The 13216-nt window shown below is 39.0% G+C and carries 10 protein-coding genes; 3 read left to right on the forward strand and 7 right to left on the reverse strand.

Annotation, left to right across the window (positions count from 1 at the left end):
* Positions 1-60: 60 nt before the first annotated feature.
* From VRHSUH09_RS05700 to VRHSUH09_RS05725, 6 genes are all read right to left on the reverse strand, one after another.
* A complete protein-coding gene (locus VRHSUH09_RS05700) occupies positions 61-966 on the reverse strand; it encodes a DUF3829 domain-containing protein (protein ID WP_105081641.1) in 906 nt (301 codons plus the stop codon).
* Positions 967-1103: 137 nt separating this feature from the next.
* On the reverse strand, positions 1104-1880 hold the full coding sequence (locus tag VRHSUH09_RS05705) for an HAD family hydrolase (RefSeq protein WP_054748406.1): 777 nt from the start codon (positions 1878-1880) through the stop codon (positions 1104-1106).
* Between the two features lie 8 nt (positions 1881-1888).
* Positions 1889-2125, reverse strand: a complete 237-nt coding sequence (locus VRHSUH09_RS05710) for a DUF1653 domain-containing protein (RefSeq protein WP_054748408.1) — start codon at positions 2123-2125, stop codon at positions 1889-1891.
* 223 nt (positions 2126-2348) lie between these two features.
* Positions 2349-3425: an iron-containing alcohol dehydrogenase family protein gene (locus tag VRHSUH09_RS05715; protein WP_105081642.1), complete on the reverse strand. Its 1077-nt coding sequence runs from the start codon at positions 3423-3425 to the stop codon at positions 2349-2351.
* Between the two features lie 135 nt (positions 3426-3560).
* Positions 3561-4892, reverse strand: coding sequence for a branched-chain amino acid transport system II carrier protein (gene brnQ / locus VRHSUH09_RS05720; protein ID WP_009352462.1), 1332 nt, complete (start codon positions 4890-4892; stop codon positions 3561-3563).
* A 131-nt stretch (positions 4893-5023) separates the two neighbouring features.
* Positions 5024-7027, reverse strand: coding sequence for a molybdopterin-containing oxidoreductase family protein (locus VRHSUH09_RS05725; RefSeq protein ID WP_105081643.1), 2004 nt, complete (start codon positions 7025-7027; stop codon positions 5024-5026).
* Between the two features lie 597 nt (positions 7028-7624).
* On the opposite strand from VRHSUH09_RS05725, the gene VRHSUH09_RS05730 reads away from it, so the two are divergent.
* Positions 7625-8764: an Ldh family oxidoreductase gene (locus VRHSUH09_RS05730; RefSeq protein WP_009352449.1), complete on the forward strand. Its 1140-nt coding sequence runs from the start codon at positions 7625-7627 to the stop codon at positions 8762-8764.
* Between the two features lie 295 nt (positions 8765-9059).
* The gene (locus VRHSUH09_RS05735) at positions 9060-10697 is read left to right on the forward strand and encodes an L-lactate permease (RefSeq protein WP_105081644.1); all 1638 of its coding nucleotides are present in this window, start codon (positions 9060-9062) and stop codon (positions 10695-10697) included.
* A 75-nt stretch (positions 10698-10772) separates the two neighbouring features.
* Here VRHSUH09_RS05735 and VRHSUH09_RS05740 read toward each other — a convergent pair whose 3' ends face one another.
* A complete protein-coding gene (locus VRHSUH09_RS05740; protein WP_054748410.1) occupies positions 10773-11057 on the reverse strand; it encodes a PepSY domain-containing protein in 285 nt (94 codons plus the stop codon).
* Positions 11058-11422: 365 nt separating this feature from the next.
* On the opposite strand from VRHSUH09_RS05740, the gene VRHSUH09_RS05745 reads away from it, so the two are divergent.
* On the forward strand, positions 11423-12610 hold the full coding sequence (locus VRHSUH09_RS05745) for a multidrug effflux MFS transporter (protein WP_105081645.1): 1188 nt from the start codon (positions 11423-11425) through the stop codon (positions 12608-12610).
* The last annotated feature ends 606 nt before the right edge of the window (positions 12611-13216 follow it).

Below are 13216 nucleotides of genomic sequence, written 5' to 3' on the forward strand. Positions count from 1 at the left end.
AAAACAGAGCTCCCAAAGGAACTCTGTTTTTTTACCCTTACGCACTCGTTAGCTATTTGATTATTTAGCGTCGAATTGGTCTGGAGTTGTGCTGTTATATGTATCAATATAACCATTGAAACCTTCAATCATGTTGTTAAGGTTGTTGTCGCTTGGATCAGCTAGCACTTGACGTACTTCACCAACAACGGAGTTATAACGATCAGCAAGCACTTGACCACGGTCGTTGTTTATGCTCTTAAGCAATGCTTCGATTTCGGAAAGCTCTTTTTCAACAGCTGCTTTATCAGCATTTTGAGGAGCTTTTTCCAATTTATCCACAAGCTCAGTTAAGCGAAGCGTAGATTCCATTGCTGCTGCATAACCTTTTTTACCGTCTTTTTTCAATTTTTCGATTTGTTTTTTGCTTTGTTCCGCATTAACTTTATTTAGAGTTTCGTTGAACTTCGCATAAGCAGCATCGAATTTTTCTACTGCTGCTACGTATTTAGCAGCAAGTTCTTTACCTTTAGCGCCCCCATCGTTCATGTAAGCTTTAGAGTCATCATAAGCAGTCAAATCTTTATATACCGGCACTAATTCATTAAGAATGTTCAATACATTGTCGCGCTCTGCATCAACTTCTTTAAATGTAGAACCTTCTTTTTTAGCTTTTTCTAAATCTGCTTGTAGTCTGTCAAAGTGAGGTTGGTTAGTAATAGCACCTTCTGCGAAGCCACCTTTTAATTTAGCCAAACCTTCTGCTTGGAATTGAGCAAATGAAACATTGTCACTGTTGAAGCGGTTAGTTGCATCGATAAGTGTATTAAGCTTTGCAGCAGCTTTTTCATCGCCACCATCAACTACGGAGGATACTACAGAACCAATGCCGCCCGCTTTATCGCTACCGCAACCAGATACAAATAAGCCTGCAGTCAAAGCGGCTACACAAAGTACAGTGGAAAATAATCTACGTTTGTTGTTCATGACTTCTCTCTCCTATTTACACACGAGTATAGAACTAAATGCATTATACTAATTATGCTACACTAATTTCGTAGCTACAGCTACTTTAATTAAACATTTATGTAAATCTCACTTTAATTAAGGGAATTAACTATACATCAGTCAATCCACTTAAAATGTTTACACGCATTATAAATGCCGTCCTTATCACAGTCTGTAGTAATATAGTCCGCTTTTGCTTTTAATTCAGGGCGCGCATTCCCCATGGCAATATTCAGCCATTCAGGTCTAAACATGGATAAATCATTATAACCATCGCCAAATACAACAGCTTGATTTGGTTTCATCCCAAAGTGCTCAAGCATATTGCGAATACCTAAGGCCTTTTCCATTGGTTCATACAAAACACAGCCGTCGCCATAGCGAATCAGCTTGTGTGTCATATGTTCAATATCTTTCTCCTCTTCTTCCCCTTCTTTAAAGAATACATAAATCTTATAAAACTCCTCAACACTATGAAAGTCAAAATCAGGATCTACGTTGGTTTTAAATACATCCCAATTTGGATTCCACTCCAAGATTTCCTTGTACGGTGTAATGCGGCCTAATTTATTGCGGTCCGTAACAGCCCAAGGAATATTATGAGACTCTAAGTACTCTAAATATTTAATACATGCATCGCGATCCATACCAATCATGGACACTAATTCATTATTGACGGTAATACTATGACCACCATCCGCTACAAAATCGGTAAGTCCTGCTTGTTCCGCAAAGCGTTTAGCATCTACTTGGATACGTCCCGTCGCTAAGGCTACGCGATGACCACGTCGCTTTAATTCATCCAAGCAGTATTGAGCACTGTCAGGAATTTTACCTTCAGGCCATACAGCTAGGGTGTTATCAATATCGAAAAAGAAAAACTTCTGCTCCACAGGCCCTCCTAGTCACGTCCACTCGTCAACTTAAATCGCTCTTTTTGCTCTACGTCAGGATATTTTTCCCGATCCACATCGCTAATAAACATCTCTAATGGACGTATGTACATATCGCGATCATCATAGAGCTTTTGATATACTACAAATTTCTCACCCGTTTCCGAATGAGTTGCTACGTCTAATACGTAATAATACATACCCTTAAAATGGCGATACAAACCACCTTTTACAATATCACTCATGAACAACCTCTTTATATCAATCTAAAATAGTAGTTAATTTTACTAGACTTAATGTATCTATATATCCATTATCAACACATCATTACCTAACAATATGGATAAAATATATCCCCAAATTAATCATAAAACAATGAGTTACAAACTTAAAGGGATATTAAAAACGTAAAATACTCTTACTATTATTATATAACTATTAAAGGGTAAATTCACGATAATCTAGCAATTAACATTCTATAGTTTCCATATAACGAATGGCCTCTGCCAACATGTCAGTAGTAATCTCGTACGGCGATACCACTACATCGCGAACAGATACGGCTTTCTCCACGATTTGTGGTATATAGGATTCATCGAGTCCCATTTGTGAAAGCTTCGTAGGCCAACCGATTTCACGATATATAGGCAACCAGCGGTTTAACTCGTCTAATTGTTTATCTACAATAAAGAGAATTAACAAACCATAAGCCACCATTTCACCGTGTAAATGATGCTTTTCTGTTTCTTCATTCGTAGCACAGCCATAGCAAATAGCATGTGCAATGATACTGTTATAATCGCCAGGCATACAGCCAGACACGATACCCGTCGTAAAGATTACGGTCATAACCATCAAATCAAAGGCTTCGCTACGATGTTTGTGCTCATTATCCTTATAGGCCTGTAAACCATGTTCCAAAATCGGTTCACTACACATGGAGGATAAAACAAGACCTAATTGTGTATTGTACACTTGCTCACGATTACGTGCAGACATCAATGTTTCATAATGCTTGGCGATAGTGTCCCCCATGCCAGCCCATAAGTAACGGCTCGGTGCCTCTACTAAAATATCTGCATCAATAAAGCAATGTACGGGCGGATGATTTACAAAGGCAATGCCATCAAAATTATGATCTGCCGTATATACGGCGGCTGCTTCAGATGTAGCCGCACAAGTAGATGCAATGGTAGGAATGGTAAAGAATGGTTTATCGTCTAGCTCTACAGCTACTACTTTCACCGTATCGATAGCCTTACCACCACCGACAGCAAAGAGAAAGTCTGCATCTTTCACAGAATCCATAGCAGCAATTTCCTTGCCTCGCGCGAAGGTACATTCACCACCAAATGGAATAACATCTAATACGTTAATCCCCGCCTTATCTAGTACAGGCTGAATATGAGGCATAGCCTTAGATAGTGCTGTCTCACCACCTATGATGGCTACTGTATGGCCGTATAATTTTGTAAATTGTGGAATGGCGTCAAATACATCGTGACCGCCAAAACTATAACTTGGTAAACAATGAGTGTTACGCATAAAAATCTCCTTTATATACTATATATGTATTATAGAAACTCCTACCTATAAAAGCAATTTCATATGACAACTTTTATGCCGCAAAAAAGGTTCTATACTTTCAAAAAAGATGAAAGCATAGAACCTTTAATGTTATTATTTATTTTCGGACACAAGACCTTTATGGATAAGACCTACAACGAAGCCTAATACCGCAAAGCTCACCCAGCCCATGCCAGCAGCCTGGAATGGAATGTATTGAGTAAAGAGCTGTTCCAATGTAGCAGGTGCAATACCTGCCGTTTCAAGACCAGTCATAAGAGCAGAAATCATTGTGAAAGCCATTGTCCATGCGTATACGCAACGACGACCACCGAACACATTGTGAAAAAGTGCCAACAAGATGATTACAATCGTTAACGGATACAAGAGCATCAACACTGGAATCGCTGCACTGATGATTGTTTTCAAACCGAACATGCTAAGACCAAATGCTGCTACGGAGAAGATTACTACATATAATTTATAGCTAATCTTCGGTGTCAACTTGTGGAAGTACGTACCGCAAGAAGTGATAAGACCGATACTCGTAGACAAGCAAGCTAGAAGAACGATGATAGCCAAGATGATTTGACCGAAATCACCGAACAAGTAGTTAGCACTTACGGACAACACAGGAGCACCTGTATCAAACAAACCAAAGCGTTCAACACTAGTAGCACCAATGTTAGCGATAAATACATAAACAATACCAAGAAGAGCTACTGCAATAGCGCCTACTTCCATTACGGTTTTTGTAATAACCGCACGAGATGTAGCACCGCTAAGACGAACAAAGTCAATTACAAGAATAGCAAATACTACGGAAGCCAACGCATCCATCGTATTATAACCGTCCAAGAAACCTTGCAACACAGCTGTAGGTGCATCACCATAAGTAGGTTGTGGCACTGCATAGCCGCCTAGCGGAGTTATAAAGGATTTGATAATTAACAACAGAATTACAAGTAGTAATGCTGGTGTCAAAATATTACCGATACGATTAACAAGCTTTTGTGGGCTAATGGATAACCACAAAGAAACACCAAAGAATAATGCCAAGAAAATTGGTTCCATATTCATGCTTAAACCTTCTGTGAAAGGTTTAATTGCAATTTCATATGCTACAGTACCAGTACGTGGCGTCGCAAACATTGGACCAATACTCAAGTAAAGAGAAATTGTGTACAACAAGCCATAAATCGGATGAACACGGCTTGCAAGTTCTTCAACGTCTTTACAGGAGGAATAACCCATCGCTGCAACACCTAAAAGTGGAAGGCCTACACCTGTTAATACGAAGCCGAGCAAAGCCCAACCTACATTACTACCAGCTTGTTGACCTAAGGCCGCTGGGAAGATCAAATTCCCTGCCCCAAAGAATAGGGCGAATAACATCATGCCTATGGCCAAATAGGCACGGGTCGACAAATTGTCGTTACCATTCATAAATGTAACCCCCTTTAGGTTATATAAAAATAATATTACTATTATAATCCAAAGGGGTTTAGGTATGCAAGAAAAATATTCTTACTATTCTATATCGGTATAGTGTCATTCCCATAAGTAAAGAGACTTAACTAGGAAAGTTTTCTTATATCAACTTGTACATCATAAAAAGTACTGCCCCAACCTTGATCTGTAGGGCGATCTGCCATAAGTGCATTGATAGCGACTTCAGTGTCACTAGATTGTGATTGCCACCATACACCAAGAGTGACTAATGTGCCCTGTTGCACCTCATCATCATAATACGCTTTTATTTTTACGCTGCCACGGTTATTATAAATTTCTACTTCATCACCATTAGCAATGTCATATAATTTTGCATCTTCAGGATGGATACGAAGCTTCATCAATTCTGGGTCATCAAAGTCTAACTCGCAAAAGCTTGAATCCAAAATGCGAATATCGTTACCATTGATAAGCCAGAACGGCGCATTATCACCATATGGCAACATATATCGAATGAGGGGCTCTACATCGTGAGGATTATAAAGCTCAATTTTGCCAGATGGTGTTTTAAAGTCCATCTTATAATTTTCAGGCACAACCATCTCTACAGGTTCACCACTAAGAATCGTATCTTGGTCTTCTTTAGATATACGATTAGAGGTGCGCACAATTTGGTCTATCAGTTCTCGTTCGCTAAGATTAAAGAACTCATCTACCAATCCCATTCGCTTCGCTAATTCTGCAATGACTTGCCAATTGGAGCGAGATTCACCGATGGGATCAATCAATTTATAGCCCGTGCCAATCGTATAGTGACCATAAGAATTGTAAATATCATCATGCTCTACAGATGTTGTGGCAGGCAAAATAATATCAGCATACTTACAAGTATCCGTAAAGAAACGCTCATGTACCACAGTGAATAAGTCATCTCGCATTAAGCCTCTACGGACAACATTCTGGTCAGGCGCTGTGATAGCAGGATTTGAAGAGAAGATATATAAACTATGAACTTTAGTTCCTTCAGGATTTGTAAGCATTTCACCAAGTTTAATCATGGGCATCAATCGTGTAGCTGGCGCATGGACATGAGCCTGTTGCATCACATCTTTACCGACGAATTTACTACCACTAGCACTTGATAAGAGACCGCCACCAAGGTGCTGCCACGCTCCCACAACAGCCGGCAAAGCATTAATAGTACGACAAGTCATAGCGCCATTGCCGTAGCGAGACAACCCGCTACCAAGACGAATAAATGGAGCCTTAGCTTTAGCATAAGCATGAGCAAACTCAGTCATGCGCTTTACAGAAACACCACATATTTCAGACGCTTTCTCTGGGGTGAAGTCAATTAACGTTTGTTCTACCAGCTGATCATACCCTTGTACATGTTGATTAATAAATTCTAAATCTGCTAAGCCATCACGATGAATGATATGAAGCATACCTAATGCTAGTGCTCCATCACTACCAGGTTTCACAATAAGCTGTTCATGAGCCTGACTAAAGGTATATGTTTTATGGGTATCAATAATCCAAACTTGAGCCCCATTCTTTTTAGCAATATTTACATCATGTAAGATATGAACGTCTGTAGCTGTTGCATTTATGCCCCATAACACAATTAAATCACTATGCTGTGCCTCTTGCGGTTTAACAGCCAACGTATCACCATAAACAGAGCGAAAACCCGCTTGTTTCGCAGGCGAGCAAATGCCTCTATCTTGATCGGTAGCACCTATACGACGAAAGAAATAATCTGCTGCGGGGCTTTGAATAACCCCCATTGTTCCGGCGTAGGAATAACGTAAAATACTTTCACTACCATAAGTATCTATAGTGTGCTTGAAATTATTTACTATTGTATCTAGCGCCTCATCCCAGCTAATACGTACATATTGGTCTTCACCAACACCTTTTTTACCAATGCGCTTCATAGGGTATTCTAAACGCAATGGGGAATGGATAACCTTTTCGTAGTGCACCATTTTAGGACATAATGTGCCACGGGTAAAAGCATGATCCTTATTACCGCGCACAGACACTACCTTATTATTTTCAACACTTACAATTAGCCCACATGCGTCTGGGCAATCATAGGGACAAACAGACTTATATTCTTTCAAGATAAGCACCTCGCTTATAAATCATATAAACTATAGGATAAACTATAGGATGTATATTTATATTATATTACAGTATGACTTGTATATGTGTAACCTTTTGCACACCTTTTAATTTTAAAAAAAAAGATGAAAGCGAAGGATTTTCTGTATATCAATACATTCAGTTATCACATTCAATTTATGACCTCATCAATTATTTTGATATATAGACCTTAACATTTCAAGTTTTATCGATATCTATCCATTATCATTCTTTCTAGAAAGCTGAACAGTTATACTAATAAGGCCTATAAAAATACTATTAATCTATAAAAAAATCATGCAACAATGACTAAAAGTCATAACCATGTAGTTTAAGGTATAATCGGCTTTTTCACTTATACACTATAGAATATGTGATTAAAATCACCCGTACGTATGCGTATTTAGTAATGTCATTCAGAGTGCAAAACTATTCAATCTCACTAACTTCTGTGCTATACTGACAGTGTCATTTGAGAGGATATAGAACTACCCTTAGAGTCATATTAATTTCATGATTCTTTTAGAATGTAGTTGCTATATCAGGTACATATTTTCTGAAAAGAGGTTTTAACGATGGCAGACGCAAAAAACACTGTGTTATTCCCTTATGAAACACTAAAAAAATTGAGCATGGACGCTTTCCAAAAATTCGGTTTCTCCGAAAAAGAAGCTGACATCATCCAAGACGTACTTTTGACTTCCGACTTGTTCGGTATTCAAAGCCATGGTATGCAACGTATGGTTCGTTACCACAAAGGTATCACTAATGGCTTGATCAAAATCGACGCAAAACCTGAAATCGTAAAAGAAACTCCAATCTCCGCAGTTATCGACGGTCATGATGGCATGGGCCAAATCTTGGGCCACATGGCTATGGAAATGGCTATCGAAAAAGCTAAAAAATCCGGTGTTGGTATCGTATCCGTACGTAACTCCAACCACTATGGTATCGCTGGTTACTATGCTAAAATGGCATCCGACCAAGGCTTAATCGGTTTCTCTTGTACAAACTCCGAAGCAATCATGGTTCCTACATACGCTCGTCAAGCTATGCTTGGTTCCAACCCTATCGCTTGGACTGTACCAGCAGATCCTGTTGACTTCTTCTTCGATTGCTCCACTACAGTAGTAACTCGTGGTAAACTTGAAATGTACAACAAAATGGGCAAAGCTACTCCAGATGGCTGGGCTGTTAATAAAGACGGCGTTCCTTCCACTGATGCAGCTGAAGTATTGGGCAACATCTCCCGTCATGAAGGCGGCGGTATCCTTCCTTTAGGTGGTGCTACAGAAGTTCTTGGCGGCCACAAAGGTTATGGTAACGGCATGATTGCTGAATTATTCTCCTCCATCTTGTCTCAAGGCGGTACTTCCAACAAATGTATGGTTGGTGGTAAATCCAACATCTGCCACGGCTTCATGGCTATCAACCCTGAATTCTTCGGCGACCCAGCTGAAATCAAAAAACACTTCTCCCAATTCTTACAAGAATTACGTGAAGCTCCTAAAGCTGCTGGTCAAGACCGCATCTACACTCATGGTGAAAAAGAACATGAATCCGTTGAAAAAGTTAAAGCTGAAGGCATCCCTGTACTTAACGGTACAATGCTTGAAGTTCAAGATCTTTGCAACGAATTAGGCCTTGACTTCAAATCCTACTTCGGCGATTATGTACCAGAAGCTCCTGCTACAATGTTCAAAGGTAACTACTAATACCTGAACTTAGTAATGGCCCTAACAAGGACTTGTAGTTAGTACAGAAGGGGACATAAACACTGTTTATGTCCCCTCTCTTATATTTCTAACCTCATAACTTATGAGGTTAAAAATTTTTAAGTACTATATCAATTTTTGCGATAAGTATATCTGTTGTTTTATTGTAACTTTACATTTTAACTGAACTTTTACAACTTAATATAATAGCGATTTACTCATCAATTTATTTGATTAAACTACATCGTCCTGTTGAGCATATATTTTTGTTTTTCTTGAAAGGATGATCTTAGAAATGAGTGCTATCACCGTTCTATTAGCGCTATCTCCAATCATTTGGTTGATCGTAGCGTTATCCATCTTGAAATTACCAGCATGGCAAGCAACAAGTGTTGCTGCAATCGGTTCTTTCATCATCGCTATTACAGCATTCCAATCTGACCCATTTATTATGGTCACTGGTGCCCTTGAAGGTGCCGCTTTGGCAATCTGGCCAATCCTATTAGTTATTACAGCTGCTATCTTTGTTTATAACTTGGTAGTATACACGAAAGCAATGGAAACTATTAAAACAATGCTTTCTTCTGTAACATCTGATACTCGCGTACTTGCATTGTTACTTGCATGGGGCTTTGGTGCCTTCATGGAAGGTATGGCTGGCTTTGGTACTGCCGTTGCAATTCCTGCAGCTATGATGGTTGCCGTAGGTTTCGACCCACTTAAATCTATCATTGCATGTCTCGTTGCAAACTCCGTACCAACTACATTCGGCTCTATCGGTATCCCAACTACTACATTGGCATCCTTGACAAGCCTTGATCCAAGCCACTTGGGTACATTCATTTCCGTACAATTATTCTTGCTTAACCTTATCGCTCCATTCTTCGTTGTTATGATCATCGGTGGCGGTATTAAAGCGTTAAAAGGTGTATTCCTTGTTACATTACTTTCTGGTTTAGCATTAGCTGTTCCTGAAATCATAATCAATGCTGTAATGGGTCCTGAATTATCCGTAATTTCTGCATCCATCGTAATCATGGCAGTTATCATTGGTTGTGCAAAAATCATGCCTCCTAATGATCCTGAATACGCAGTTAAACAAACTGGTGAAGCTCCAAAAGTTTCCGGTGGTGAAGGTCTTGTAGCGGCTATGCCATTCATCTTGATCTTCGTATTATTGTTATTAACTTCTAAATTGTTCCCTGCAATTAATGGTCCACTTGCGTCCATTAAAACATCTGTACCTATTTACCAAGGTCCTGGTGCAAAACCTTACACATTCGTATGGATTGCAACTCCTGGTATCATGATTTTCATCGCTGGTATTGTTGGTGGTTTCATCCAAAAAGCAAAAGCTGGTGAAATCTTCGGTACATTAGGCAACACAGTTAAAAACTTGAAGTTCACATACCTTACAATCATCACAGTTGTTATGACAGCTAAATTGATGACATACTCTGGCATGACTGCAGACATTGCGAAAGCAATGGTTGCTGGTACAGGTTCCTTGTACCCACTATTCGCTCCTATCGTAGGTGCGTTGGGTGCCTTCTTAACTGGTTCCGGTACAAACTCCAACGTATTGTTTGGTCCACTTCAAATCGCAGCAGCTCAAGGCTTAGATCCTACAAACTGGGAAGACCTTGGCTTCTGGTTAGCAGCTGTTAACTCTGGTGCAGCTGGTATCGGTAAAATGTTGTCTCCACAATCCATCGCGATTTCTATTGGTGCCGTAGGTCCTGCTTTGAAAGCATACCTCGAAAACCACAAAGAAGTTAGTGCTGATGAAGCTCATAAATTAGAGCATGAAATCGAAGCAAGCGTTATTATGAACACTGCATTCAAATACTTCATCGTATTCATCGTAATGCATGGTTGCATCTCCTTCTTCGGTCAACATTTCATCCACCAAATCCATGCTATCTTCTTCTAAGATATTGCTAATAAGGTAAACAAAAAGAACAGCTCAGAAATGAGCTGTTCTTTTTTATGATTTACTTTTAAAATCTTAGTAATGTTTACGTTCTACTTCCCATTTAGTGAAAGTACCAGTATCTGCATCGATTTCAAAGTCATATTCATAACCATTGTAATGAATTTCGCCTTCATACTCTAAACGACCATGATCATAGTCACGATTAAACTCAGTTACATTTGCAATAGTTGCACCTGGAACACGAGCCAATGCGCTTTGCACAGCCTCGTCAGAGCTAATAGCCTCTACAGATGTGAATGTTGCAGTACCAACAACAGCTACTACCGCCAATACTAAAGTTTTTACAAATTTGGTCATACTAAACTCCTATATACGATAAACTATATTGATATTTTTAGATTTAATCTATGACTTTATTTTAATCTATAAAATCAGATGTATCAAACTCAAAGTTTTGATATCACATTCTATAGAGATTTGCCTGATTCTATGCAACTACGTTTTCATACACAAAAAAGTTTAATATATAATTTTATAATTCTTGTAAATCACTTTATTAGTTTATACTCTAATTATTAGAAAAAACTTTTACAAAAAAATCTATAGAATTTATATATCAATCGTGTTACAATACTTCTTGTTAAATAGAAAAAATTAAATGCAGTCTGCGAAGTGCGATTCGCAGACTTTTTTATTCTCTATTTTAAGTACAGGAGGTTTCTATGACACAAGAAAGTTCTACCAAGGTTTCCTTTATCATGGTAGTTTTTCTCGGTCTATTAACGGCAATCACACCGCTCGCAACAGACCTTTATTTGCCAGCATTACCGATTATGCCTGGTGAACTCAACACAACAGCATCTAACATTCAAATGACCATTGGTGTTATGACATTTGGCGTTGCCTTAGGTCAATTATTTGGTGGCCCTATAAGTGACACAATGGGCCGTAAAATGCCACTTGTTGTAGGTAACTTACTATGCGTTATTTCTAGCATTATTTGCGCCTATGCACCTAGCATCGAAATACTATTACTAGGTCGATTTCTACAAGGCTTAACCGGATCTGTAGGCGTAGTTATATCTAAAGCTATCGCTCGAGACTTTGCATCTGGTCAAGAACTGACTAAACTATTTGCTTTGCTCATGATGGTCAATGGCCTCGCACCTGTAATTGCACCTTTAGTAGGCGGTCAACTGCTCTTATTTGCTACATGGCGTGTAATCTTTGTTATCTTAGCAGTATTCTCTGCTATTTTATTGGTAGGCTCTCTTCTTTTCCGTGAAAGCTTACCAAAGGAAAAACGCGTTGCTGGCGGCCTTGCTACGGCTACAAAGAACTACTTTACACTGATTAAAGATAAACGTTTCCTAGGACAATCTTTAATTCAATTCTTTGCTTTCGGCGCTTTCTTTGCCTATATCTCAGGTTCATCCTTTGTATACCAAAATATTTTCCAACTTTCAGCTCAGGAATTTAGTTACCTCTTTGGTATCAATAGCTGCGGCATTATCTTGGCCAGTGCCATTAGCGGACGAGTAAGTAATGTCGTAACATCTCGCCAAATCCTTACATTCAGTCTATGGCAACTTACTATCGGCTCTTTACTATTCTTAGTAGCCATGATTTTCGAATGGTCTCTCATTCCTGTAACAACAATTTTATTCTTTACTGCATGTACAGTATCCCTATTCGGTTCCGCCTCCTTCTCAATGGCTATGACTAAATACGGTAAAATGGCAGGCAGCGCCTCTGCCATACTAGGCTTTGCAAGCATGTTTGCGGCAGGCATCGTATCTCCACTCGTTGGTATTGGTGGAGAACACACGGGCATACCTATGGGGATTACAATGCTAGTATGTGCAGCGCTTTCTTTATTGTGCTTGTATGGTTTGGTAGAAAAAGAATAATTTATTTAATACATGTACTTGAGCCCCACAATGGGGCCCCGTTACAACAGAATAATTTTAGTTTAAAAACAGCACCACCTTCTTCTTGCTCAGTACGTCACTACGTTCCGTAAAATCGCTTCGAAAAAAGTGGTGCTATTTTTATTAACATTTTTTATAAAGGTGTCCCATTACGACATAACAGCATCAACAAAATGTTTAATCATATGTATTCTACATTCTAATATCAACTTAGCACTATTCTTTTATATCCACACCAATATACATAAGCACAATAATGAAAAGCGCCAGCTCAACTGATTGTATGGAAAAGAGATGTGGCATAGCCACATCTCCTTACTTCTACCCACATCTGCACTAGTTATATTTTCAATGGGACGTCTTCAAAACGGATGTATATAGAAAAGAACACAGCCCTCTCTCCTCTTTTTCCGTTAGATGTATTGCTAATTTTTTGTAAATAATGAGATAAATAACTCGATGGAGCTATTAGGTATATAATAGGTTGGATTATTTACATTTTATAATGGGACGTCTTCATAATGAGCGTACATAGAAAAGAATACAGCCCTCTCTGCAGCGATTTTACGGAACGTAGTGACGTAC

This window comes from Veillonella rogosae JCM 15642, from assembly GCF_002959775.1.
GTDB lineage: Bacteria > Bacillota > Negativicutes > Veillonellales > Veillonellaceae > Veillonella > Veillonella rogosae.